The sequence below is a fragment of the Streptomyces sp. NPDC017520 genome (genome assembly GCF_044329855.1).
Classification (GTDB): domain Bacteria; phylum Actinomycetota; class Actinomycetes; order Streptomycetales; family Streptomycetaceae; genus Streptomyces.
In genome coordinates this window covers 98,377-124,006 of record NZ_JBIRKB010000019.1, presented here as the reverse complement: position 1 = coordinate 124,006, position 25,630 = coordinate 98,377, and the positions used below count along the sequence as shown (strand labels likewise).

The following is a 25,630-nucleotide window of genomic DNA, read 5'->3' as shown; positions in this document are numbered from 1 at the left end:
TGGTTTCGGGGAGCCCTTGTGGTGGCCGGGCCGTGGTGACTCACTGCCCCGCAGTGGCCTGCCGGCCTTCCAGGGCTTGTTCGACCCACTGACGCAGGACGTGGGCCGGTGCCGCACCGGCCTGTCGGGCGACCGTCTCGCCGTGGTCCTGGACGAGCAGCGTGGGCACTGCCTGGACCTCGAACCGCTGACTGACTCCTGGGTTCTTGTCGATGTCGACCTTGACGAGCTTGATCCGTCCGGCGAGGTCGCGGGCGACCTGTTCGAGGGCGGGGCTGACCATGCGGCAGGGGCCGCACCAGGTGGCCCAGAGGTCCACGACGACAGGTTGGACGGCGTTGTCGGCGACTTCGGTGAAGTCGCCGTCACCCGCGTCGACGACCCAGGGCAGCGGCTGCTTGCAGTGGCCGCATCTGGGGCGTCCCTCGGCGGCGACAGGAATGCGGTTGTCGCGCCCGCAGTGCGGGCAGGTCACCGTCGTTGTACGTGTGGAGTTCACGCTGCCCTCGCTTCCCGGGCCTCTTCCGGCTGGTCGTAGGTGACCACCAGCTCTCCGTGTTCGGCGTCGACACGGACGGTCGCGCCGTCCTGGACGTCACCACGCAGAAGGGCACGTCCGACCAGCGTCTCCACCTCGTGGGAGATGTACCGCCGCAGCGGCCTGGCCCCGTACACCGGGTCGTAGCCCTGGTGGGAAATCACCTCTCGCGCCGCATCGGTGAGTTCTACGTCGATGCGGCGTTCCGCCAGCCGCTGCCGCAGTTCGTCGAACTGCAGCTCCACGATCCTTTCGATCTGCCGCTCACCCAGCGGCTTGAACAGCACGATGTCGTCGACGCGGTTGAGGAACTCCGGGCGGAAGTGCCCGCGCAGCTCGCCCATCACCAGAGCGCGGGCGTCAGGTTTGATCTCACCCTCGGCGGTGGCGCCGTCGAGGAGGTGCTCGGAGCCGATGTTGGACGTCATGATGATCACGGTGTTGCGGAAGTTGACGGTGCGGCCCTGGGCGTCGGTGATGCGGCCGTCATCGAGGATCTGCAGCAGGGTGTTGAAGACGTCGCTGTGTGCCTTCTCGATCTCGTCGAACAGCACGACCGAGTACGGCTTGCGGCGTACGGCCTCGGTGAGTTGGCCGCCTTCCTCGTAGCCGACGTATCCGGGTGGTGCGCCCATGAGCCTGCTGACGGTGTGCCGTTCCTGGTACTCACTCATGTCGAGGCGGACCATGTTGTCCTCGGAGTCGAACAGCGCCCGGGCGAGAGTCTTGGTCAACTCGGTCTTTCCGACGCCGGTGGGGCCGAGGAAGATGAAGGAACCGATGGGCCGGCGAGGGTCGCGGATGCCGGAGCGGGCGCGGATGATGGCGTCGGCGACGAGCCTGACGGCCTCGTCCTGGCCGACGACGCGCTCGCGGAGGATCTCGTCGAGGCGCAGCAGCTTGTCGCGTTCGCCTTCCTGCAGGCGGGCGACCGGGATGCCGGTCCAGGCGGCGACGATCTCCGCTATCTCCTCTTCGGTGACCACCTCGCGCAGCAGACGGTTCTGTCCCTGCCGGGTGGCCAGCTGCTCCTCCTCCGCCGCGAGTCGCCGCTCCAGGTCCTGGAGGCGGCCGTATCGAAGTTCGGCGGCACGGTTGAGGTCGTAGGCGCGTTCGGCCTGCTCCGCCTCGTGGCGGACCTGCTCCAGTTCCTGGCGCAGTTCCTGCACCCGCCGGATCGCCTGCCGTTCGGCCTCCCACTGGGCGTGTTTGGCGTCGGCCTCACCGCGCAGGTCGGCCAGTTCCTTGCGCAGCTCCTCCAGGCGGGCTTGGCTCGCCGGGTCGGTTTCCTTGGAGAGGGCGGCTTCCTCGATCTCCAGGCGGGTGACACGGCGGGTGAGCTCGTCGAGTTCGGCAGGCATGGAGTCGATCTCGGTACGCAGCCGGGCGCAGGCCTCGTCGACGAGGTCGATGGCCTTGTCGGGCAGGAACCGGTCCGTGATGTAGCGGTGGCTGAGTGTGGCGGCCGAGACCAGTGCGGTGTCCTGGATCTTGACGCCGTGGAAGACCTCCAGGCGCTCACGCAGTCCACGCAGGATGGAAATGGTGTCCTCGACGCTGGGCTCGCCGACCAGGACCTGCTGGAACCGTCGTTCCAGCGCGGCGTCCTTTTCGATGTGTTTGCGGTACTCGTCGAGGGTGGTGGCGCCGATCATGTGCAGTTCGCCGCGGGCAAGCATCGGCTTGAGCATGTTCCCCGCGTCCATGGCCCCCTCGGCGGCGCCCGCACCGACGACGGTGTGCAGTTCGTCGACGAAGAGCAAGATGCCGCCCTGTGCGGCCTTGACCTCGCTGAGCACGGCCTTGAGGCGTTCCTCGAACTCGCCTCGGTACTTGGCACCGGCAACGAGGGATCCCATGTCGAGGGCGAACACGATCTTGTCGCGGAGTCCCTCGGGGACGTCGCCGCGGACGATGCGCTGGGCGAGGCCCTCGACGATGGCGGTCTTGCCGACACCGGGGTCTCCGATGAGAACCGGATTGTTCTTGGACTTCCGGCTCAGGATCTGGGTGACGCGACGGATCTCGGCGTCCCGACCGATGACCGGGTCGAGCCTGCCCTCCTTGGCCTCGGCGACGAGATCGCGACCGTACTTCTCCAGCGCCTCGAAGGCCACTTCGGGGTTGGCGGAGGTGACCCGCTGATTGCCGCGGACCTGGGTGAGCGCGCCCAGGAACGAGTCCCTGGTGATCCCTGCCTGGTTGAGCCGACGTCCAGCGGCTGTTGATGCCCCCTCTTCGGCCAGGGCGAGCAGGAGGTGCTCCACGGACACGTACTCGTCCTTGAGCCGTTTGGCCTCCCGTTCAGCGGCGTCCAGCAGGCCGGCAAGGCGCTGAGTGACGAAAACCTGGCCGGGTGCCGCACCGGAGCCGGTGACCTTCGGGCGGCGGGACAGTTCCTTGCGCACGGCCGCGCGAAGTTCCGCCGGATCACTTCCGGCCTGCTCCAGCAGGCGTGGGATCAGACCGTCCTCCTGATCGACGAGTGCGAGCAGCAGGTGTTCTCCGTCCACTTCGGTATGCCCCATGCGGCCGGCCGCGGACTGGGCCTCCTGGAGGGCTTCCTGGGATTTCTGTGTGAGACGGTTCATGTCCATGGCGGTGTATCACTCCTCGTGCCGCGGCCGCGCAGGGCGGTTTCGAGCAGGCTGATGCGGTCGAGCAGGTCGAGCACCAGTCCGATGGATGCGTAATTGAGGCAGAGTCCGGAGCGCAGCCGCTGAATGCGGGCAAGCACCGCGGGGGCGTCGCGGTCGAAAACCAGGCGGCCGACGGCATCGCGTTCGGCGTCGACAAGCCCGAGGGCGACGAACCGGCGGACCATATCCGGATGGAGACGCGATCGGCGGGCGACGGCCTCCAGGGAAAGTCCTGGGACGGGAACGAGCGCATAGCGGGTAGTCGTCGGAGCCGTAGCGGCATGGGCGACCGGCTGATCCGGGCGGTTGCCGGTACCGGACCGGGCGGTGCCCGCCGCTCCCGTGGGTCGGTCGGTCATCGGGTCCTCCTGGGGTCGAACGAGGAGGTCGCGGCGAGCTCCTCGAACAGTTCACGCTCCCGGTCACCCAGGGTGGGCGGCACCATGATGCGGAGTTCGGCGTACAGGTCACCGTTCGCGCCGCGCGGGTTCGGCATGCCCTCGCCGCGCAACCGCAGCCGCCGGCCGCTGGACGAGCCGGCGGGCACGGTGACCTTGGCCGTACCACCGCCGGGGGTGGGCACCGGCACGGTCGCGCCCAGGGCCGCCTCCCACGGGGAGACCGGGACCTGCACATGGACATCGCGGCCGTCCAGCCGGAACTGGGGATGGGACCGGATGCGCATCCGAAGGTGCAGGTCGCCCGCGGGCGCGGCACCGCTGCCCCGCCCGCCTTCCCCCGCCAGCCGGATGCGCTGCCCGTCGGTGACTCCCGGCGGGACGTCGACCTCGTAGCGCCGCGGCTCACCGGAGGGCCCTGCGAGTGTGACGGTACGGCGGCCACCCTTGTACGCCTCTTCGACGGTGAGTGGCAGTTCGGCCTCCTGGTCGGCGCCCGGGACGCCCACGGAGCCGGCACCTGCACCGAAGAGGGAGCCCAGCAGGTCCTCGATGTTCACATCCTCGGCCGAGAAGTCCTCGCCGAAGCCTGCGGTGTACCGGGCGCGGGGGCCGCCGGCGCCTGTGGTCCGTCGGGTACGGAATCCGCCGCCCGCGCCGGCCGCGACCCGTTCGTCGTAGTCTTCGGGGATCTTGCGGAAGTCCTCGCCGAAGCGGTCGTAGCGTGCCCGGGTCTTCGGATCGGACAGAACGCTGTACGCCTCGTTGAGGTCTTTGAAGCGTTCCTCGGCCGACGGGTCCTTGTTGACGTCGGGATGGTGTCGGCGGGCGAGCTTGCGGTAGGCCTGCTGGATCTCGTCCTGGCTTGCGGTCCGCGACACTCCCAGCACTTCGTAGAAGTCCCGTGCCATGGCCGGTCACTCCCGCTTCGCGACAGTCACGGTGGCGGGCCTGAGCTGCCGATCGCCGTCGCCGTAGCCCGGGCGCAGCACCTGCACGACGGTGCCTGGCTCGATGTCGGGGTCATCGACCACGCTGACCACCTCGTGGTGGGCCGGGTCGAAGGCCACTCCGGTCTCCGCATGCCGTGGGTAGCCGAGCTGTTCGAGAACGCCCACCGCTTGGTCGCGGACTGCCCGGACGCCCTCCACGACCGCACCTGAGTCGGCGTCGGCGTGGGACAGGGCGAGTTCGAGGTTGTCCAGGACGGGCAGGAAGGCGGCGGCCGTACGCGAACGCTCGACCATCCGCTCCCGCTCCAACTCCCTCGCATGACGCTTGCGCAGGTTGTCGAGATCGGCGAGGGCGCGCCGCCAGCGGTCCTCCAGCTCCCGCACCGCGGCTGCGTGCTCGTCCGCCGCGGATGCGGGGACGGCCGCGTCGGGTCGCGCTTCGTCCGCCGTCGCTTGCGGCCGGAGAGGCGGGCCGGGTTGATGCGGCTCCTCGCCAGGAGGGCTTACGGAGTCCTTCGGAGCCGGTCCGGCCGGCGCTGCCCGGTCAGGTTCTTCGGGAAGGCGGGTCATGGCGGCCTCAACCCTTGTCGAACTCGGCGTCGATGACATCGTCGTCGCCGCTGCCACCGCTCGGGGGAGCATCGGCGGACGCACCCTGGGCCGGGTCGCCCGTGGCGGTGGCACCCTGCTGGGCAGCCAGTCCGGCGAGGATCTGCTGGAGTTCGGAGGCCAGTGGCCGCACGCGCTCCACGCCGGCCTCTTCCTTGACCGCCGCCCGGGCATCGGAGACGAGCATCTCGGCACGTGCCCTCTCATGCGCGGGGGCCGCGTCGCCCAGTTCGGCCAGGCGCTTCTCGACCTGGTACGCGACGGCGTCGAGCTCGTTGCGGGCGTCGACGGCTTCGCGGAGCTCCCGGTCCTGACCCTGGTTGCGCTCGGCCTCCTGCACCATGCGCTCGACCTCACCGCGGTCCAGGTTGGAGCTTTCGCTGATGGTGATGCCTTGTTCCTTGCCGGTGTCCCCGTCGCGCGCCGTGACATTGAGGATGCCGTTGGCGTCGATGTCGAAGGTGACCTCGATCTGCGGTTCACCTCGCGGCGCCGGCCGGATGTCGGTGAGCTGGAACCGGCCGAGCACGCGGTTGTCGGCAGCGCGCTCGCGCTCACCCTGGAGGACCACCACATCAACGGCCGGCTGGTTGTCGTCGGCGGTGGAGAACGTCTCCGTACGCCGCACCGGGATGGTGGTGTTCCGCTCGATGATCTTCGTCATGACTCCGCCGCGTGTTTCGACGCCCAGAGACAGGGGCGTGACGTCGAGCAGCAGGACGTCCTTCACCTCACCCTTGAGCACTCCCGCCTGAATCGCGGCGCCCAGGGCCACGACTTCGTCGGGGTTGACGCTCATGTTGGGGTCCTTGCCGCCGGTCAGCCGACGGACCAGGGCCTGCACGGCAGGTATCCGGGTGGAGCCGCCCACGAGGATGACCTCGTCGATGTCGCTCTCGCCGACCTTGGCGTCGGCCATGGCCTGCTTGACCGGCTCCAGGCACCGCTCCACCAGATCGCCGGTGATCTGTTCGAAAGTGGAGCGCATGACGGATTCGGTGAGGTGTTTGGGGCCCGAGGCGTCGGCGGTGACGAACGGGAGGCTGACCTGCGTCTGGGTGACAGAGCTGAGTTCGGTCTTGGCCTTCTCCGCCGCCTCGAACAGTCGTTGCAGTGCCTGCGGGTCGTTCCGCAGGTCGATGCCGTTCTCCTTCTGGAAGCCGTCCGCGAGATGGTCCACCAGGCGCCGGTCGAAGTCGTCGCCGCCCAGGTGGCTGTCCCCGGCGGTGGAACGCACCTCCACCACGCCGTCGCCGACGTCGAGGATGCTCACGTCGAAGGTGCCGCCGCCCAGGTCGAAGACGAGGACGGTCTCGTGCTCCTTCTTGTCCATGCCGTACGCGAGAGCGGCCGCCGTCGGCTCGTTGATGATCCGCAGCACCTCCAGCCCCGCGATCCGGCCGGCATCCTTGGTGGCGGTGCGCTGGGCGTCGTTGAAGTAGGCGGGGACCGTGATGACGGCCTCCGTGACACGCTCGCCCAGTTGCTTGGAGGCGTCGTCGGCGAGTTTGCGCAGCACCTGTGCGCTGATCTCCTCCGGCGCGTACAGCTTGTCGCGCACCTCGAAGCGGGCCGCCCCGCCGTCGCCCTCGACGACGTCGTACGCCACCGCTTTCGCCTCGTCGGAGATCTCGTCGAAGTGCCGGCCTATGAACCGCTTGGCCGAGTAGATGGTTCCTTTGGGGTTGAGGATCGCCTGACGCCGGGCCATCTGGCCCACGATGCGCTCCCCCGTGTCGGTGAAGGCCACCACCGACGGTGTCGTCCGGTTGCCCTCGGTATTGGGAACCACGGACGGCTCGCCGCCCTCCCATGCGGCGATCACCGAGTTGGTGGTACCGAGGTCTATGCCCACTGCCCTGGCCATGAGGAACTCCTCCCGGTGCTGCGGCCTGCGCCGATTACCGGTTCGCTGTCGTTCGCCAACGGAGAAGACCTCCACGGAGGGCCGCGCACCCCGGGCTCTCGCACCCGGACCGAACGTCCCGAGCAGGGCAACCGACCCGTAGCGCTGCTCTGCATCGGATTCCGCTACTTCTGGCGACGTGTACGCGGAGGCTTCCGAACGCTCCCAGCATGTCGAGCCGATGTACTCCGCGCCTGCGCCTGGCGGGACAAAAACAGCTGAGCCCACTCGCTCTGCACGTACTAAGGTGAGATTACGGACATTACGCACGGAGTGGCCTCGCGGGCAGTGACCCGGAACAGCGCTCTTCCGGCCCTCCGACAGCTCGGGAACGGTACCCATGGGGAAGCGTCGGCCGCACAACCTGAACGGCCACTCCTACGAGAAAGGCAGCCGGTCAGCCGTCGGCCACCGACAACCAACCGCAACTGCTCGGAGAGAGCCGCGACCGCCCTTTTCCGGCGGCCGCTCCCTCCACGAACTGACGGTGTTGCTCCGCGACCTCTTCGCCACCTGGGACGAAAGCAAGATCCTGAGCCTGGCCATGGACCACGTCGCCGCCGCCGGGCCTTATACCGCCGAGGCGGGATACCTGCTCGAAGCCGGCGGCGACCTGGTCCCCAGCGCGGGGAACCGCCAGGATCACGCCCTCATGGTGCAGCCGAAAGTACGAGACCTGGCGGGGCGGGACGGCCCTGTGGCCGTACCCGGCAGGCATGGAGGTCAGGCCCTGGGGCTGCGCGGACTCGAGGGCCTGCACGGATACCTCGTGGTGACGTCCCGCTCCCCGCCGACCGGAACCGAGAGGTTCCTGCTCGCCACACTCATCCGGCACACGGCTGCCGCGCTGTCGGTCGCCTTCGTACACCGCCGCCGCCGGGAGGAGGCAGTGGAACTGCATGGCCTCAGGGAGGAACGTGCGGCACTCCAACGGCAGCTGGTCACCGTCGTGGGGGAGCTGGCGTACCGGCAGGCTGTACATGGGCTCACGGCCGACGTCGCAGCCTCGGGCGGTAACGAGGAGGCCGTCACCCGCGCTCTGCACGGGCTGACGGGACTTCCCGCCCTGGTCGAGGACCGCTTCGGCCGGCTGCGGTCCTGGGCAGGCCCCGATCTACCCGACCCCTATCCGGAGCCGGATCCCGTACGCCAGCACGCACTGCTCAACGCAGCAGCCCGCGAGGCGGGGCCGACGCGGATCGAGGGCCGGCTGATCGCTCTCGTGCGCCCGCACGGCGAGATCCTGGGCATGCTGGCTCTGGTCGATCCCCTGGGCGAGGCGGACGAGCACGCGGTGCTCGCGTTGGAACAGGCCGTCATGTCGCTCGCCCCGGAGCTGGCGCACCTGCGCAACCAGGCCGAAGTCGAACTGAGGCTGCACCGCGAGCTGGCCGACGACCTCCTGGCAGGAACGGATGAGACCAGCGCCTACGCTAGGTCCGAGGCCGTCGGTCACGATCTGCACCGCAGCCACTACATCGTCGTGGTGCGGTGGTCGGACCGGGTTGCGGACGACTCCTTCGCTCGGGTCGTGGGCAGGGCGGCCTCCGCCGTGGGCATGCGCTCGCTGTTGACCCGAGGGGCCGAGCACGTGGTCCTCCTCGCTGATGACAGGCCGCACGCCGGAGCGCTGTACGAGGCGCTTGCCCTGGACACGGGGGCGCCGTGCGGGAGCATCGGCGTGAGCGCGCGGTGCGATACCCCCGACGACTTCCCTCAGCATTACCAGGAGGCGCAGCGCGCCCTGGAAGTGCTGCGCCACTCCCGCAAGCAATACGGGATGACGTTCTTCGACCAACTCGGTCTCTATCGCATCCTGGGACCCGGCAACAATCTCGGGGAACTGGAGGCGTTCGTCCACGAGTGGCTCGGGAAGCTCATCGATTACGACGCGGGAAACAACTCGGCCATGACGGAGACCCTGGCCCGGTACTTCGACTGCGGCGGCAACTACGACGAGACAGCCGCTTCTCTCTCCATCCACCGCAGCACACTGCGCTACCGGCTCCAGCGCATCCGCGAGATCAGCGGCAACGATCTCGCCAACGTCGAGGACCGGCTCAACCTTCAGGTGGCCACGCGAGTATGGAAGATCGTCCTGGGTGGATCCGGCTGATGCTTCACACCGGAGTACGCCAACGGCAGACCTCAACCGCCCCCGGTGTGCGGGAACCTGACCGAGAGCGGGGGAACGTGAGTATGGCTACTCATGTGGCGGATGTCGGCGCACGGCATCGTTCGGATCATCAGCACATCGGCCACCACACCGGGCATTCCGGTATCTCCAGGAGATCCGCCATGGACAAGAATCCTCGTTCGCTGCCTCAGACTCTCCGCCACTACCTGGTCAACCCGCTGGCTCTGGGGTATCTGGGCGTTGTCCTTGCGGTGTGCGTGTGGGTGACCATCGACGCCGTCTCCGCGTCCTCCTCCGGAGACGCCAGCTTCGCCGGGTTGTGGGCGGTCCTGGCCACCGCACCGACCTCGATGCTGTTCCTCGTGGCTGGTCCCGTCGGACTGATAGGCATTCCCATCGGTGCCATCGTCCAGGCCACCGCGCTCGGAGCCCTGTACCGCTCCATCACTGAACGCCGGGCCCGCGCCACGGACGTCGGTGTGAGCAACGCCTGACCCCGCGCGGTCAGCAATGACGCTGGAGAATCGTGTGCGGGAAGCTCCAGCGGCGGTCCCAACAGCTGATGGGGTTCGAACTGAAGCCCTGGTCGCCATCCTCCACGACGTCATCACGGCGGCCGTTCACCACCTCCTCGCCCTCTGGTCACGCCGTGCCTCGGCTCGTCTCAGCCGCGATCCAGAAGAGCCCGGGTCTCGACATTGATCTGCTGGGCCTCTCCCGTGGGGATGACCACGACGGGAACACGGGCGCCGGGCTCACTGACGATCTCGGGGCGTTCGGCGACCAGTGGTCGCAGGCCGCCCGTGAGGCCGAACACGGACAGGCCGGCGCACACCTCCTCGCGAACCTCGGGCTGATCCTCGCCGATCTCGCCGGTGAAGACGAGAGCGTCCAGGCGGCTCAGGGATGCGGCCATCCCGGCGATGCCGCGTCGGCACTGGTGGGTGAAGACGTCCAGGGCGAGTGCGGCGCGCTCGTCGCCTGCCGTCCGGCTGCGGACCAGGTCCCGCGTGTCGCCTGATGTGCCCGACAGGGCGAGCAGACCGGACCTCCGATTCAGAACGTCCTCGATCTCGTTCGCAGGCAGATTCTTCCGCGTGAGCAGCCAGGTCAGGGCACCGGGGTCGATGCTGCCGCTGCGACGACTCATCACCAGCCCCTCCAAGGGCGTGAAGCCCATCGTCGTGTCGACACTGCGCCCGTCGCGGACCGCGCAAGCGGAGCAGCCACCCCCAAGGTGCACCATCACCAGGTGCAGCTGCTCGGGGCGGCGACCGAGGAGTTCAGCCGTCCGGGCCAGGGCCCAGGCGTAGGAGAGGCCGTGGAAGCCGTAGCGGCGCAGTCCGTACGTGTGGCGCCAATCGGCAGGTACCGCGTACTCCCTTGCCGCGGCGGTCAGGCCGGAGTGGAAGACGGTGTCGAAACAGGCGACATGGGGAACTTCCGGCAGCAGATCCCGGGCCGCGTCCACCACGGTCAGTGCTTGCGGGACGTGCAAGGGCGCGAGGTCTGCCACCTGGGTCAAGCGGGCACGGACAGCGTCGTCCAGCAGAGTGTGGCTGCGCAGCTCCGGCCCCCCGTGGACGATACGGTGTCCCGCAGCTGCAGGAGGCGGTCCTTCCTTGAGCAACTGCCGCAGCGCCTGGGTCGCCCCTTTACTCGGCGGGGACTCACTGTGGTGTTCGTTGAGGACGTGACCACCGTCGCCGAAGACCGTCAGACGCAGGCTCGATGACCCGGCGTCAGCCACCAGTACCGGGCTGGTTGGTGTACGCACACTCCGATCCTCTCCGTCGTTCCGCGAGCATCCCTCGAAAGAGGATTCATGACTGTCGTGATGGGCTCCCTCGCTCCGGCACTGGGTACCCGATCAGCCAACGCAGAGAACAGGACGGTCCGCCGGGGGAGTCGCCTTTCGGACCAGCGGAGCCTGCTTCGAGCTACACCTTCCTGGAGCCTCGGCCCCGCCCGGGAAGTGACGCGTCACCCTGGCCCGTCCTCACGGGGTCTTAAGCGGGCTGCTTCTCCACGACCACATCGATCAGCTCGATCGTGGGTTCCTCGAAGAGCTCACCCGATTTCTGGCTGAGCGCCTGCGCGACCGCGCCCGACAGGTGTGCTTGGCGCCCGTCGTCGTCGGGAAAAGCATCGAAGATCCCGAACGACGAGGGTCCGAACTTGATTCCGAACCACCTCACCGTCCCGGGCTCCCCCTCAACGATTGACAGCCCCTGATTCAGGAAGTCGCGGACGTCGTCCTCCCTGCCGGGGAGGGCTTGAAGCCGTACCAGGACCGCTTTGCTGACCTGCGTAGCCATCTGGGGTCTCCTTAACTTCCACCTGCCCGGTTCGCGTACTCGCAACGTTTGAGCCACCGGCGCCGGCTCAGGGAGCCGTTCGCAATGACGTCATTGCCATGTCGGTCATGGCTGGCCCCCTCCCCTCCGGGACCCCTACCGAGATGTTGGATTGCACCCCAAGGAATTCCTGGACCCCTCAACCCTCACCCGGTGTCCTCCCACCTGCAAACGCAGCCCATAGGCGAAACCTCTGATTCATGGACCAACTGTGATTTGTGGTGGAAATAGGCTGCTCCAATGGCCTTTCCGACTCCGAACGGGGCCGAGCACGTTCCGCTGGAGCTCAGGGTCGGGACGACGCCCCGGCATGACGCCGACGAATCGCCCGCGTGGACGGCACGCCCACCATGTGCCGTCGCCATGGACGGAGGGTGCTCGACTCATTTGATGTGTTTCGGGACGCCCTTTCGATCCTGCCGAGGTCAGAAGCCCCGGAAGACACCGTTGTCGGTGGAGTTCTCGAAGTCCTCCCAATCCATGTTGGCGAGGGAGATATTGTTCTCGACCGACCACAGTTCTGTGGCTACGACTCGGAGTTGGCCGTGCTCCTGCCTGGCCTCACCCTCCTCACATTCGTCGTTCTCGTCGAAGAGCAGGAGGGCCAGCAGCGGCATCTCCGGCGCCGTGAGGGAGGTCTTGTCGGCCACGATGAGAAGGTCGGTGTCCAGCTCGCGTGCGGCCGAGAGGATCTGTTCGGTCGTCAGGTCGCGATAGGCGAGTTCGTCCACTGGGCGGACGTTCGCCAGGAAGCCGTCCTGGTTCGGTGTCGTGACGGTCGTGAGCAGTGCTTGCCAAGCGGTCGGGTCGGAGAAGTCGGTGCGGATCAGCAGGGTCTCGTCCGTGTCCGGCAGGCTCTTCACGAGTCCTCCCCGTGCGGGCGTGTTCGGGGTGGCGGCGGGCTCGGCCACCGGCTCGCCGTCGCGCCAGACGATGGTGCCGTCGGCACGGCACAGGATCACTCCGCCCTCCTCGATACGCAGTTCGTCGGCCGGTCCGCCCAGCGGTGGGCGTTCGTCGCCGAGAACGCGCAGCATGCCGTCCTCGTCGAGTCGCAGTCCGGGCTCGGCCGCTTCGCCGAGGTGCGCGTACCAGAGCCAGGTCTGGTCGGCCCCGAACAGCACGAGGCGGCGTTCGTCCCAGTGTCCGAGCACGGTGCTTCCGTCGGGGGAGGTGAGGGAGTGCCGTCCGAGCGTCTGTCCTCGGCGCAGCACGGCACCTCGCGGGGCGTCGGCCGTGGGGCCGTGGCATGCCGTGTGTGTGCCTGTGGACCACACCGACCGGCCGTCCACGTCACGCAGTTCGGCACGGCCGTCATCTCCGACCACGAGCCGGCGGGCCCCCGAACCGGACGGGCCGGAACTCCACACCGGGACACCATGGGTGTTGCGGACCGAGAGGACCCCGTCCTCGGAGAGCTCGGCCCATCCTCCGTCCACCCACCCCGTGCCGGTCGACCACACGGCACGGCGCTCGGTGTGGCAGTACAGAGTCAGGTCGCCGTTGCCCTGGTGGGCCAGTGTGTGCGTACCTGCGGGAGACGTCAGGGACTGGTTGCGCAGGCGCCCTCCCGCCTCCAGCGCGGGCCCACCGTACGCGTAGGGCTCTCCCGTGGGGACCGGTCCATGCGGGCGTTGGGTGCCCTCGTGCCACAGGACGGTTCCGGCGGAGTCGACCAGGCACAGCATCAGGCTTTTGGATTTGGAACCACCCGCCAGGTGCCGGCGCCAGGTGAGCACGGTGTCTTCCTGTTCGAGCCAGTCGACCAGGGGACGGGTCAGCGCGTAGCTCATACCCCCGCCCTTCCCGTACTCGCAGACCCGCAGCCATCCGTCCTGCTGGCGGGCCACTGTCCGCCGCACCTTCCCCTCCCTGACCAGATACGCATCCCGGGTGATGGCAGCCGCGGGCGCCGCGTCCCCGAGCGGCACAGGGCGGGTGAGTCCGGTGCGTATGTTGCCCAGGCGGACGTGGGAGCGGTCCAGGAGTTCCAGCTCTCCGGCATCCGTGAGAACGAGGTACTGCGCCCCGGGCGCGGCGAAACCGGAGCGCCACACCGTGTCGTCGTCCTCCCCGCCCTCGACGACGACCTCGTACCCGTGTCCGAGCAATAGCCGGCCGGCCGCGCCCGCCCGCCAGACGACCTGACCGCGGTCGGTGTCCGTGACCACGGCGATACCCTCCGAGTCGCACCGCAGCACGAACCTCTCCGAGGGGGACGTCAACTGGACATCGGGATAAAGGCGTTCGAACATGGGCAGTTCACGCACAGGAATCCTCTTCTCCTACCGGGCGACGCCAGGTCATGGTGGCGTCGGTGAAGCGGATTCTGCCGGACGCTACTGACAACGGGCCTGGTCGGCCCGCCGGCCCCGCCCTGACACCCCTGCCGCACACCCTGAGCTGCCCCGAGTTTCGTAGAGTCCGGTGGTCTTGGTTCAGGCGGACTGCGGGGTCTGCTCCTTGCCTCGCCAGAAGGCTCCCTCGTTCGCGCCCGACTCGACGGAGGCGAAGGCACCGATGTCTGCGAGCCGGTCGGTATACCGAATTGACACGTATCGCGACGCGCGGTCGCTGTGATGGATGAGGCCGGAGTCCTTCTTGATCCTCGGCCTCCACAATGCCATCTCCAGAGCTTCCAGCGGCAGTTCCGTTCGCATGTGGTTCGCGACCCGCCAGCCGACGATCATCCGCGCGTACACGTCCAGGACGAACGCCACATATGCCCAACCGGACCAGGTGCGGACATAGGTCATGTCCGCCATGCGAAGCCCTTCGACGACCGATTCGTGGGGGCGTGACCAGATGACGTGACGGTTGTCTTAACGGAGGCTGGTGGACACGAATAGGGACAATGCCGACCGTCAGGTCCGGCTGTCGTTCCTCGGGTAAGGCTGAGTCTGCCGTCACGGTAGAAGTGATGTCCGGCCGCGCCAAACGCCCACCAGGACGGCCGGAAAGGTTGCCCTTCCTCTCCATCCGCGAAGCGGGGAATTCGGGGGAGGTCATGACATGGTCGCTACGGGAGACTGTCCACTCACCGTGACGACTCACGCGTCAGACCTCGTCGGGGGCGATGCCGAAACTGCGGACCGGCTGACGGGGTGGGCCGGGAGCGGGAATGCCGCTTGTCCTCGATGTGCGCTCCGCGTCGTGGCTCGAACTGCGTACTGACCTGGCCCATCCCCAAGGCGACGGGCCTTCGATGCGCAGCGGGTTCCTCGCCGGGCCGAGAACGTGAGGCGCTGCGCGCGGAGATGGTGGATCCAAGGGCCGTCCCGTAACTGCTGGTCATGGAGCCGGCCAGGGTGCGGGAGCTGCGTAGCTGCTGCGTTCGCGGTGCCGGTATCGTCCGGTCTCCCGACCTGCGGTACCGGCGGCCTACGTTCAGAGAGTGATGCAGATGACCAGCCGGCAAGCGGCGACGACCCTGGCGCCCCACCGGCCCCAAGGAGCCGGATCTGGTTCGGGAGCTGAACTGGCGCGCCTGGCCGCCCCGGCTGCCCGAGCAGCCGATCTTCTACCTGGTCCTCAACGAGGACTACGCGGTCAGGATCGCGCGGGACTGGAATGTGATGCACGATGGCGCCGGCTTCGTCACTCGTTTCCAGGTCGAGTCGGAGTTCTTGAGCCGGTATCCCATCCAGCAGCCCCGCTCCTCGAGGTGTCCAAGTCTGCGGCGGACCGCGTCATCGACCACCTCGGGCCGATGCTCGCGCTCCAACCGCGGAGACGGTTCGCCAAGGGCACCGTGCTCATCGTGGACGGCGCCGCGGCCCCGACCCGGGGCAACCGCGCCCTCGCCGGATGAACGAGCGGGCCACACGATGGCCAAGCCCGCCCGAGGTGACCCAGAGACCATTTACGGGACAGCCCTTGGCCGACGGCATGCGCGATGCCCACAACAAGGCGGCTCAGATGAGCCTGCCCGTGGCCAACCACAGGGAAGGCTCGATCGCACCCGTCGGGGAATCCGGTCGGACTCTGGTCAAGCGTCCCTCTCCTGGCTACGTTACCTCCAGTAACAGGCGTGAGCCTGTATGACGGCGCGCTGCCCACCCGGCCTCTGGAGTTCACCATGACGCGTTCTTCTGATCATCGCCCTCGCCGTCGACACCCCTTCGGCGCGGCCGTCCTTGTCGCTGTGGGGCTGACCGCAGGTGCGTTGCCGGCGATCTCCGGCCCGGCCGGCGCGAGCGAGATCCCCGAGCAGGCACGGGAACAGGCACGGGCAACCGCCTCGGAGGGACTCAAGGAGGTGTTCTTCGTCGGCAACAACTGGGAGGGCACCGCCGATGTCATCAACTCCCGTGGCGACTACGCCAAGATCGGCCGGATCGACATGATCCCCGACAAGGAGGAGCGCCTGTGGGAGATCTACCTCAATCCCGTCAAGCTCGCGTTCTTCCTCGGTATCCGGCTCGGCCCGGGCGAGGGTCACGATCAGTTCGTCGACGACATGTACACCACGAAGGACGGCAAGTCCGTGATCGCCTCCCGGCCCAGTTTCGCCGACGTGGTCTCCATCGACGTGGAGAGCGGCGAGATCAACTGGCGCTTCCCGGTGTCCGGTTTCCGCTCCGACCACATGGCGGTCTCACCCGACGGCACCCAGGTCGCCGTCTCCTCCTCGACCTCCAACACCGTGCACGTCCTGGACATGGCGACGGGCAAGGAGGCGGGCAAGTTCAAGACGGGCGACAAGCCGCACGAGAACGTGTACACCGACGGCGGAAAGTACCTCTGGAACATGGCCATCGGTGAGGTCAACACCGACATGGACGCGCCCTGGCAGGACTTCACCAAGGGGGACCGCCGCATCACCGTCGCGGACGCGAAGACCTTCCAGGTCAAGAAGATCATCGACATGCGCGAGCGGCTCGACGCCTTCGGCCGCAAGGACCTGTCCGACGCGCTGCGCCCCGTCGCCTTCACGCCCGACGAGTCGAAGATGTATTTCCAGGTCTCCTTCTTCAACGGCTTCGTCGAGTACGACGTGCACAACGACAGGATCACCCGGGTGAAGACGCTGCCGAAGAACCCGGACACCAGCGACGAACGCACCACCTACGTCAACGACTCCCGCCATCACGGCATGTCCATGAGTCCCCGGGGCGACAAGCTCTGCATCGCCGGGACCATGGACGACTACGTCACCGTCGTGAACCGCGAGTCACTTCAGGAGGGCCCGCTCGTCACCGCCTCCAAGCCGTACTGGGCCACTGTCAGCGGAGACGGCAAGCACTGCGTGGTGTCCGAGAGCGGCACCGACCAGGTGACGGCGATCGACTTCGCCACCGGCGAGAAGGTCACCTCCGTCCCCGTCGGCGACCACCCGCAGCGGGTCCGCCTCGGCCACGTCCCCACAGGCTGGACCGGCCCCACCGCCGGCTGAGACGCTTCGGAATCCGAGCCTCACGCCGCTTCGGCCCGAACGCGCCGCACGACAACCGACGGTACGGATGAGAGCAGTTCCGCGATCCGGTGTTCCACTGCCTGTGACCGTGCCGCCACGCCTCAAGGCCGCGGCGCTCCGCAGCCGCGTACCAGGGCGCCTGACGTGCGGACGGCCCACGCACGACAGCGCCGGTTCTCGCGCGGTGCGGGAACCGGCGCCGCGTGCGTCAGCGGCTACGGGGTGACGCAGCCGATCGAGCCGGCCGGGAAGTCGTTGCCGGTCGATGTCGCGGTGAACCCGAAGGTGGTGCTGCCCTCCGGTGCGATGGTGCGGTTGTGGTCGAGGTTCCTGACGGTCAGCGTGCCATCGGGCGCCGCGGTCAGCGCACCGTTCCACACGCTGCTGACCCTGGCGCCGTCGCCGGGCTTCCACCGTACGGCCCAGCCCTCACGCGCCGTCGTGCCGTGGTTCATGACTTCGACGGAGCCCTGGAAGCCACCGTTCCAGGAGTTGGTCACGCTGTAGACGGCCATGCACCCGGTGTGCGGATCGGTGGGGGTCGGCGTCGGTGTCGGGGTGGGCGTCGGATTCGGGGTGCCGCCCGAGCCGCGGATGCCGGTCACCTCGCCGTTGCCGCCGTCGAAGACGATGTCGGAGCAGGAGAAGAAGTTCTCCTGGCTGTCCGAGCGCACCCACTGGATGAACATGACCGCGTCACCCGAGCGGCCCGAGGGCAGGTCCAGGTCCCAGTAGTAGTGGCCGCCGTCCGTACCCGCGCCGCCCGTCTGTGGCGGATCGGTGACCGTCCCGATCAGGTCCAGGTCGTCCCAGCCCAGCTCGGTGCTGGGCGAGTAGCCGGGCTTGGACAGGTACACCCGGAAGGAGCCCGGGTGCGCCGCCCAGTTGCTGTGCTTGATCTGGATCGTCGTCCCGGACGTGAGGTGCGTCCGGGGCCAGTCGGAGCGCGGGGCGTTGTAGCCGGTGAAGTTGTACGGCGACCGGTCACCGGCGCTGCACAGCTTTCCGTCCGGGACGTACCCCTCCCCCCGTCCGCCCGCGTTGGAGTCGAGCACGGCGAACCAGTTGTACAGCGCGGTCGCGCCGCTCTCGGCGAGCGCGGCCTTGCACGCCGGGTTGGTCGGGTCCAGAGCGCCGGTGCCGGTCCTGGCGTCCTGCATGCAGAGGTACGTACGCGATCCCGGGGTCATCGTGACGCCGTGTGCCTCTGCGTTGTCCTGGCCCATCAATGTCAGGCCGATGCCGCCGAGCAGTGTCGCGAGCACCGCCGCCAGGGAGGTGAACAGCTTCTTGCGTCGGGCCATGAGGTCTCCTGTGCCTGTGTGGGGATGGTCTTCCGGTCGTGTTCTCTCCTGCCGCCGCCATCGGGCGAGGAGTTCGAGGGCGCCTGGATCAGGAGGGCGCTGTTTCAGGGCGAGGGCGGTGGCGAGGCAGGTGGGATCGCGGTTCCTGGTGTGCGGCGGTAGCCGTCGGTCCCGCACGGGCGGGATCCCACGTCGACCGGGCCACGTCGGACCGGCGCCGACAAGGGCGATGGGCAGGCTGCGCGCTTGCTGGGGGAGTGCGGTGACGCTCGCATGAGGGGCCTCTCCGGGAGGGGGCCGGATGGGGCGATCACGGAATCGGAAGCGCCCGGCCATGCACTGATGGGAGCGCTCCCATCTTCGTACTACGGACTATAAGAGCGTTGCTGTGTCCCTGACAATCCCTCGGGAGGGATGTGTCGAGCGGGTCGACGAAGGTGGAGCCCGGGCCTCCAGGGTGGCTGCCGGGTTCCGTGGGTCGAGATGGTTCGGTGCGTTCCCGTCGGGCGGGGTTCGGTGCCGCGTCGCCCCGGCGTCGCGTGGGGTCTTGGGCTCCGACGGTCGTCCTCATGGTGCCGTTCAAGCGGTGAATCCTGTCCAACCGCTTGACGGCGTGCCTCGCGACCCCGATTTTGGGAGCGCTCCCATTTCCGTGCTCCGAACTGTTGCCGCCCTCAGCCGGACGTCAAGCCGGTGTTTCCGTCACTGTGTGCCATTTCCTCTCCCGTAAGGACTTCGGTGTGCCACGACATCAGCCACTCGTCACCCGCCCGTCCCGTACGTTCCGCCGACCGGGCCACTCCGGACGCGCCGGCGTGCTAGTGGGCGTCACAGCCGTCGCCGGGCTGCTGGCCGGCACGCTCGCCGCACCCGCCGGCGCTGCCCAGCCCCTGGACGAGGCCCCCGAGATCATCGTCAACGGGGACTTCTCCGCGGGCACCGCCCCCTGGTGGTCGACGGCCAACAGCCCCGTCGCCGTCTCGGACGGACGCCTCTGTGCCGACGTCCCCGCGGGCACGGTCAACCCGTGGGACGCCATCGTCGGGCAGAACGGCCTCGCCCTCACCGCCGGCGAGGGATACACCCTGAGCTACACGGCGACGTCCACCGTGCCGGTCACCATCCGCACCAACGTGCAGATGGCGGCCGAGCCGTGGACCACGGAGCTCTCCACCGCGCAGCCGGTCGGGGCGACCGCCGAACGCGTCACCGAGACCTTCACGGCCGGAGCCGACCACGACGCGGCGCAGCTCGCCTTCCAGATCGGGGGCAGCGCCGAGGCCCTCACCTTCTGCGTCGACGACGTGTCGCTGCGCGGCGGGACCGCGCCACCGCCGTACGAACCGGACACCGGCTCGCCGGTCCGGGTCAACCAGGTCGGGTATCTCACCCACGGCCCCAAGGCCGGCACCGTCGTCACCGACGGGACCGATCCGCTGCCCTGGACACTCGACTCGGCCGCCGGGACACGCGTGGCCGACGGCACCACCACGCCGGCGGGCGTGGACACCGCCTCGCGGCAGCACGTCCACACCTTCGACTTCAGCGCGGTGACGACCGCGGGGGAGGGATACACCGTCACGGTCGCGGGCGAGAGGAGCGAGCCGTTCGCCATCGGCGACGACCTCTACGCGTCGCTGCGCACCGACGCGCTCGCGTACTTCTACCACAACCGCAGCGGCATCGAGATCGACGCGGACATCGTGGGCGAGCAGTACGCGCGGCCGGCCGGCCATCTCGGCGTGAGCCCCAACCAGGGCGACAACGACGTACCCTGCCAGCCGGGCGTGTGCGACTACCGGCTCGACGCGGCGGGAGGCTGGTACGACGCGGGTGACCACGGCAAGTACGTGGTCAACGGCGGTATATCGGTCGCCCAGTTGATGTCCACTTTTGAACGGACCCTGTACGAGGAGACCGCCGACGCCGGGCCGCTCGGTGACGGCGAACTCCGGCTGCCCGAGCACGGGAACGCCACTCCCGACATCCTCGACGAGGCGCGCTGGGAGCTGGAGTTCCTCATGCGGATGCAGGTGCCCGCGGGGGAGCCGCTCGCCGGTATGGCCCACCACAAGCTGCACGACAAGGCGTGGACCGGGCTGCCGCTCCGGCCGGACCGTGACCCCCAGCCCCGGGAACTGCATCCGCCGACCACGGCGGCCACCCTCAACCTGGCGGCCACCGCCGCCCAGTGCGCCCGCCTCTTCCAGGTGTACGACGCGGAGTTCGCCGCGCAGTGCCGGTCGGCCGCCCGGTCCGCGTGGACAGCGGCCAAGGCCCATCCGGACATCCTCGCCGATCCGCAGGACGCCACGGGCGGTGGCGCCTACAACGACGACGACGTACGGGACGAGTTCTACTGGGCGGCGGCGGAACTCTTCCTCACCACCGGCGAGGACGGCTACCGCCAGGAACTCCTCCGCTCCCCGCTGCACGGTGACACCGACGCGGTCTTCCCGCGCGGCGGCATGTCCTGGGGCTCGGTCGCCGGGCTCGGCGCCCTGAACCTCGCGAGTGTGCCGGGCAAGCTGTCCGCCGATCAGCTCGCCGCGGTGCGCGGCATGGTGACCGAAGCCGCCGACGGATACGCTGCCGACTCGGACAGGGCCGCGTACGGCCTTCCGTACGCCCCCGACGACGGACACTTCGTATGGGGCTCGAACAGCCAGGTCGCCAACAACATGGTCGTCCTGGGCTCCGCGCACGACCTGACCGGCCGGACCGCCTACCGTGACGCCGTACTGCGCGGACTCGACTACCTGCTGGGCCGCAACGCGCTGAACCAGTCCTACGTCACCGGGTACGGCGAGCGGGACTCGCGCAACCAGCACCACCGCTTCTGGGCCAACCAGCTCGACCCAGCACTGCCGAATCCCGCACCGGGATCCCTGGCCGGCGGTCCGAACGCATCCATCGAGGACCCCGTCGCGCAGGCCAAGCTGAAGGGCTGCGCACCGGCGATGTGTTACATCGACGACATCGAGTCCTGGGCCACGAACGAGATCACCGTCAACTGGAACGCCCCGCTCGCCTGGGTCGCGTCCTACGTGGACGATCTGGGCGGCGGTGAGCCCGTGCGGACACAGTGCGAGGTGACCTACACCTCGCAGCGCTGGAGCAACGGCTTCACCACCCACATCGCGCTGAAGAACACCGGCGACCACCCCGTCCAGCCCTGGCGGCTCGAATGGACGTTCGCCGACCAGCAGCAGGTGACCGACGCCTGGGGCGCCGACATCGAGCAGGCCGGGCCCCGGGTCACCGCCGAGGCCCTGAGCTGGAACGCGGCTCTCGCGCCCGGCGGCACCGTGCGGTTCGGCTTCAACGGCCGGCCCACCGGCCTCGTGCACGACCCCCAGGTCTTCAGGCTGAACGGCAAGGTCTGCGGGACGGCGTCACGACGATGAGCCGCCCGGCCCGTCCTACTGCGCACGAGGAGGAATCGCTGTGAAACGCTTATCGGCCCTACTGGCCACCTGCGCGATGGTCCTGGGCCTCACCGCCCTGTTCGGCCCCCAGGCGGCGGCCGCCACCGGGTGCAAGGTCGACTACACGGTCACCAGCCAGTGGCAGGGGGGATTCCAGGCAGGCGTGAAGGTCACCAATCTGGGTGAGCCCGTCACCGGGTGGACCCTGAAGTTCACGATGCCCGACGCGGGGCAGAAGCTCGTCCAGGGCTGGAACGCCACCTGGTCGCAGTCCGGTTCCGCGGTGTCCGCGGTCGGCGTCGACTGGAACCGCACGCTGGCCACCGGCGCGTCGGCCGATCTCGGAATGGTGGGCTCCTTCACGGGCGCCAATCCGAGACCCGCGGCGTTCACACTCAACGGCGTCGCCTGTACGGGCTCCGTTGAGGAGCCCCCGCCCGTCGACCCGCCCGTCCCGGGCACCGGCACCCCCGTCGACATCAACGGCAAGCTCCACGTCTGCGGCGTGCACCTGTGCAACCAGTACGACCGTCCCGTACAGCTGCGGGGCATGAGCACCCACGGCATCCAGTGGTTCAGCAAGTGCTACAACGCCGCGGCCGTGGACGCGCTGGCGGAGGACTGGAAGTCGGACCTGCTGCGCGTGGCCATGTACGTCCAGGAAGGCGGTTACGAGACCGACCCCGCGGGCTTCACCAGCCGGGTGAACGGCCTCGTCGACATGGCCGAGGCGCGTGGCATGTACGCCATGATCGATTTCCACACCCTGACGCCGGGCGATCCGAACCACAACCTCGACCGGGCCAAGACGTTCTTCGCGTCCGTCGCGGCCCGCAACGCCGACAAGAAGCACGTGATCTACGAGATCGCCAACGAGCCCAACGGAGTGAGCTGGGCGGCCATCAAGAACTACGCCGAGCAGGTCATCCCGGTGATCCGGGCCGCGGACCCTGACGCCGTCATCATCGTCGGTACCCGCGGCTGGTCCTCACTTGGCGTCTCGGACGGTTCCAACGAGAGCGAGGTCGTCAACAACCCCGTCGGAGCGGACAACATCATGTACGCCTTCCACTTCTACGCCGCCAGTCACAAGGACTCCTACCGTGCCGCGTTGAGTCGCGCGGCGTCCCAGCTGCCCCTGTTCGTCACCGAGTTCGGCACGGTGAGCGCCACCGGTGGCGGAGCGATGGACCGGGCGAGCACGACGGCCTGGCTGGACCTGCTCGACCAGCTGAGGATCGGCTACGCGAACTGGACCTACTCCGACGCGAACGAGAGCAGCGCGGCCTTCAGGCCGGGCACCTGCAACGGCGGCGACTACAGCAGCAGCGGTGTGCTGACCGAATCGGGGGCGCTGCTCAAGAACCGCATCAGCACCCCCGACTCCTTCCCCACCAGCTGACCAGGGGCGGGGCGCCGGTCGACCGGCGCCCCGCCCACGACGGTGCTCAGTTCTCGGGCGGTGGCGCCGTGCTCTTGCGTACGACCAGGCTCGTGGCCAGCTCCAGCCGTGTGGACACCGGTTCCCGGGCCCGAAGCCGCATCAGCATCTGCGCGGCCTCCTCCGCCATCCGGCGCAGCGGCTGGTGGACCGTGGTGAGGGCCGGGCTGGCCCAACGGGCGATGGGCACGTCGTCGTAGCCGACCACCGAGAGGTCGTGGGGGACGCGCAGGCCCCGCACCCGGGCGGCTTCCAGCACGCCGAGTGCCTGGAGGTCGCTGCCCGCGAAGATCGCGGTGGGCCGCTGCGGATGGGACAGCATCTCGGCGGCGCGGTCGTATCCGCCCTCCACGTGGAAGTCGCCGAACAGGATGAGACCGGGGTCCACCTCCAGCCCTGCCATGGTCATCGCCGACCGGTAGCCGTCCAGCCGCGCGCGGGAGCAGAGCATGTCCTCGGGGCCGGTGATGACACCGATGCGCCGGTGCCCGCACTCGATGAGGTGGCGGGTGGCGGCCAGTCCGCCGTTCCAGTTGGCGGAGCCGACCGAGGGCACGTCGGGGTCGGGGTCGCCGGCCGGGTCGATGATGACGAAGGGGATCGAGCGTGCCCTGAGCTGCTGTTTCACTTCGTCGGGGAGGGTCGAGAAGACCAGGACGACACCGAGCGGCCGACGCTGGAGCATCGCCTCCATCCAGTCGGGGCCGGGCGCGTGGCGGGTTCCGCTTTCCGTGAGGACGACCCCGGCGCCGTGGGCCTTGGCGACGTTCTCCACCCCCCGGATCAGCTCCATCGCCCAGATGCTCTCCAGCTCGTGGAACACGATCTCGATGAGCGGCGTCTCGCTGGCCGACCGTGTGGTGCGCCGGTACGCGTGGGCCTCCAGCAGGCGCTCCACCTTGACCCTCGTGGGGGTCGCCACGTCCTGTCGCCCGTTGAGGACCTTCGAAACTGTCGAAAGGGAGACGCCGGCCTGCTCGGCCACCTGAGCCAGAGTGATGCGGCCCATTTTCTCGTCATCGCGCATGGCCAGGAGCATAAACCACGGGACGGCTGACGCCCAGGCGTAACGCTTCGATAACGGCGCGACCGAGGGTTGACCCCCCGGATGAGGAGTTCTAGCGTCCGGACCCAGGAAGTTTCGGTAATCGGATCGAAAGAGTTTCGAAAGGTGTGCCGATGAAACAACGCGCACGGTTCTCGCGGACCGTTGTCGTCGGTGGTGCCGCACTGGCCCTGGTGCTGTCCCTGTCCGGATGCGGAGGGGGCTCGGACGCTGCCGGCGGCGACACCCTCCGCGTCCTGGTCTACGGGGACGCGGCGAACAAGGTGGAGAAGGAGATCGTCGCCACCTTCAACAAGACGTCGAAGGTGAAGGCCGTCCTGGACACCATCCCGGGCGCCGACTACCAGGCCAAGCTTCAGACGATCATCAACAGCAAGCAGGCGCCGGACGTCTTCTTCAACTGGGGCGGCGGCAGCATCAAGCCGTTCGTCGACGCCGGCCTGCTCCTCCCGCTGGACCCCTTCATCGCCGAGGACCCCGACCTCAAGGCGAAGTTCCTGCCGTCCGTGTTCAACAGCGCGGTGATCGACGGCACGTCCTACGGGGTCCCCATGCGGGGCACGCAGCCCGTCCTGCTGTTCAGCAACGGCAAGGTCCTCGAGAAGGCGGGCGTCGAACCCCCGAAGACCTGGGACGACCTGCTGGCGGCGGTCAAGGCGCTGAAGGCCGACGGCGTCACCCCGATCGCGCTGGGTGGCGGCGACCGGTGGCCGACGCTGATGTGGTTCGAGTACCTGTACGACCGTATCGCCGGCCCGGAGCTCTTCCAGAAGGCCCTCGACGGCGACCGGGACGCCTGGGCGAGCCCGGACAGCCGGAAGGCGCTGAGCAAGATCAGGGAACTGGTGGACGCCGGTGCGTTCGGCACCAACTACGACTCGGTGAAGTTCACCGACCAGGGTTCCCCCACGCTCCTGGCGACCGGCCGGGCCGGCTTCGAGCTGATGGGCTCGTGGGAGTACTCGACGCAGCAGGACGCGCACCCCGAGTTCGCGAAGAGCGACCTCGGATACAGCGCCTTCCCCTCCGTCGAAGGCGGCAAGGGCGACCAGGCGAACGTCGTCGGCAACACCAACAACTTCTACTCCGTGCTGAAGAAGACGAAGCAGCCGCGGGCCGCCGCCGAGTTCCTGAAGCTCATGTACTCGGACCGGTTCGTCAAGGCGCAGCTCGCCATCGGCAACCTGCCGACCACGACGAACACCGAAGGCTTCCTGGACACGGCCGCCAGCCCGGAGTTCGCGAAGTTCCAGTACGACATGGTCAAGGCGGCCCCGGCGTTCCAGCTCTCCTGGGACCAGGCGTACCCGCAGTCGGCGGCCACCGCGATGTACCAGTCCCTCCAGCAGTTCTTCAACGGCTCGATGGACGAGGACGCCTTCATCAAGGCCATGCAGGCGCTGCCGACCTCGTGAGCCCACGGAGATCCGGACCCGGA

Annotated in this window: 17 protein-coding genes and 3 pseudogenes; 8 read left to right on the top strand and 12 right to left on the bottom strand. The window is 68.5% G+C overall.

What is annotated here, in order from left to right; all coding sequences use genetic code 11:
- Positions 1-40: 40 nt before the first annotated feature.
- Genes trxA through dnaK form a run of 6 tightly spaced genes read right to left on the bottom strand, consistent with a single transcriptional unit; the run spans position 41 to position 7,004 of the window.
- Complete coding sequence (gene trxA, locus ACH4KB_RS32490; RefSeq protein WP_018516016.1) at positions 41-499, bottom strand: thioredoxin; 459 nt, start codon at positions 497-499, stop codon at positions 41-43.
- On the bottom strand, positions 496-3,135 hold the full coding sequence (gene clpB / locus ACH4KB_RS32485) for an ATP-dependent chaperone ClpB (protein ID WP_398069748.1): 2,640 nt from the start codon (positions 3,133-3,135) through the stop codon (positions 496-498). The genes trxA and clpB overlap by 4 nt, the downstream gene beginning before the upstream one ends.
- A complete protein-coding gene (locus ACH4KB_RS32480) occupies positions 3,126-3,536 on the bottom strand; it encodes a chaperone modulator CbpM (RefSeq protein ID WP_132903636.1) in 411 nt (136 codons plus the stop codon). The genes clpB and ACH4KB_RS32480 overlap by 10 nt, the downstream gene beginning before the upstream one ends.
- The gene (locus tag ACH4KB_RS32475) at positions 3,533-4,486 is read right to left on the bottom strand and encodes a DnaJ C-terminal domain-containing protein (protein WP_398069746.1); all 954 of its coding nucleotides are present in this window, start codon (positions 4,484-4,486) and stop codon (positions 3,533-3,535) included. The genes ACH4KB_RS32480 and ACH4KB_RS32475 overlap by 4 nt, the downstream gene beginning before the upstream one ends.
- A gap of 6 nt (positions 4,487-4,492) precedes the next feature.
- Positions 4,493-5,098: a nucleotide exchange factor GrpE gene (locus ACH4KB_RS32470; protein ID WP_398069744.1), complete on the bottom strand. Its 606-nt coding sequence runs from the start codon at positions 5,096-5,098 to the stop codon at positions 4,493-4,495.
- Positions 5,099-5,105: 7 nt separating this feature from the next.
- Positions 5,106-7,004 (bottom strand): molecular chaperone DnaK, encoded by a 1,899-nt coding sequence (gene dnaK, locus ACH4KB_RS32465; protein ID WP_398069742.1) that lies wholly within the window; start codon positions 7,002-7,004, stop codon positions 5,106-5,108.
- A gap of 379 nt (positions 7,005-7,383) precedes the next feature.
- On the opposite strand from dnaK, the gene ACH4KB_RS32460 reads away from it, so the two are divergent.
- Both ACH4KB_RS32460 and ACH4KB_RS32455 read left to right on the top strand, forming a co-directional pair.
- Complete coding sequence (locus ACH4KB_RS32460; RefSeq protein ID WP_398069740.1) at positions 7,384-9,159, top strand: PucR family transcriptional regulator; 1,776 nt, start codon at positions 7,384-7,386, stop codon at positions 9,157-9,159.
- 182 nt (positions 9,160-9,341) lie between these two features.
- Positions 9,342-9,674 (top strand): SCO4225 family membrane protein, encoded by a 333-nt coding sequence (locus ACH4KB_RS32455; RefSeq protein ID WP_018516010.1) that lies wholly within the window; start codon positions 9,342-9,344, stop codon positions 9,672-9,674.
- A 170-nt stretch (positions 9,675-9,844) separates the two neighbouring features.
- Here ACH4KB_RS32455 and ACH4KB_RS32450 read toward each other — a convergent pair whose 3' ends face one another.
- The 4 genes and pseudogenes from ACH4KB_RS32450 to ACH4KB_RS32435 form a co-directional block, all read right to left on the bottom strand.
- Complete coding sequence (locus ACH4KB_RS32450; RefSeq protein ID WP_398069738.1) at positions 9,845-10,957, bottom strand: acetate/propionate family kinase; 1,113 nt, start codon at positions 10,955-10,957, stop codon at positions 9,845-9,847.
- Positions 10,958-11,189: 232 nt separating this feature from the next.
- Positions 11,190-11,498: a putative quinol monooxygenase gene (locus ACH4KB_RS32445; RefSeq protein WP_032755461.1), complete on the bottom strand. Its 309-nt coding sequence runs from the start codon at positions 11,496-11,498 to the stop codon at positions 11,190-11,192.
- Between the two features lie 464 nt (positions 11,499-11,962).
- On the bottom strand, positions 11,963-13,807 hold the full coding sequence (locus ACH4KB_RS32440) for a DUF6924 domain-containing protein (protein WP_398069736.1): 1,845 nt from the start codon (positions 13,805-13,807) through the stop codon (positions 11,963-11,965).
- 225 nt (positions 13,808-14,032) lie between these two features.
- Positions 14,033-14,308: pseudogene (locus ACH4KB_RS32435) on the bottom strand (DDE-type integrase/transposase/recombinase); the annotation flags it as partial.
- 626 nt (positions 14,309-14,934) lie between these two features.
- Between ACH4KB_RS32435 and ACH4KB_RS32430 the strand changes: the two are divergent.
- The 3 genes and pseudogenes from ACH4KB_RS32430 to ACH4KB_RS32420 all read left to right on the top strand — a co-directional run.
- Positions 14,935-15,187, top strand: a pseudogene (locus ACH4KB_RS32430) (hypothetical protein); the annotation flags it as partial.
- Positions 15,187-15,324 (top strand): annotated as a pseudogene (locus ACH4KB_RS32425) (IS5/IS1182 family transposase); the annotation flags it as partial. The pseudogenes ACH4KB_RS32430 and ACH4KB_RS32425, both read left to right, overlap by 1 nt.
- A gap of 291 nt (positions 15,325-15,615) precedes the next feature.
- The gene (locus ACH4KB_RS32420) at positions 15,616-16,932 is read left to right on the top strand and encodes a YncE family protein (protein WP_398069767.1); all 1,317 of its coding nucleotides are present in this window, start codon (positions 15,616-15,618) and stop codon (positions 16,930-16,932) included.
- A 236-nt stretch (positions 16,933-17,168) separates the two neighbouring features.
- On the opposite strand, the gene ACH4KB_RS32415 is transcribed toward ACH4KB_RS32420, so the two are convergent.
- Positions 17,169-18,257 (bottom strand): lytic polysaccharide monooxygenase, encoded by a 1,089-nt coding sequence (locus tag ACH4KB_RS32415; RefSeq protein ID WP_398069734.1) that lies wholly within the window; start codon positions 18,255-18,257, stop codon positions 17,169-17,171.
- 848 nt (positions 18,258-19,105) lie between these two features.
- On the opposite strand from ACH4KB_RS32415, the gene ACH4KB_RS32410 reads away from it, so the two are divergent.
- A complete protein-coding gene (locus ACH4KB_RS32410; protein WP_398069765.1) occupies positions 19,106-21,664 on the top strand; it encodes a glycoside hydrolase family 9 protein in 2,559 nt (852 codons plus the stop codon).
- A gap of 40 nt (positions 21,665-21,704) precedes the next feature.
- Complete coding sequence (locus ACH4KB_RS32405; protein ID WP_398069732.1) at positions 21,705-23,087, top strand: cellulase family glycosylhydrolase; 1,383 nt, start codon at positions 21,705-21,707, stop codon at positions 23,085-23,087.
- A 46-nt stretch (positions 23,088-23,133) separates the two neighbouring features.
- Here ACH4KB_RS32405 and ACH4KB_RS32400 read toward each other — a convergent pair whose 3' ends face one another.
- Positions 23,134-24,165 (bottom strand): LacI family DNA-binding transcriptional regulator, encoded by a 1,032-nt coding sequence (locus ACH4KB_RS32400; RefSeq protein WP_398069730.1) that lies wholly within the window; start codon positions 24,163-24,165, stop codon positions 23,134-23,136.
- A 140-nt stretch (positions 24,166-24,305) separates the two neighbouring features.
- Between ACH4KB_RS32400 and ACH4KB_RS32395 the strand changes: the two genes are divergently transcribed.
- Positions 24,306-25,607 (top strand): ABC transporter substrate-binding protein, encoded by a 1,302-nt coding sequence (locus ACH4KB_RS32395; protein WP_398069728.1) that lies wholly within the window; start codon positions 24,306-24,308, stop codon positions 25,605-25,607.
- The last annotated feature ends 23 nt before the right edge of the window (positions 25,608-25,630 follow it).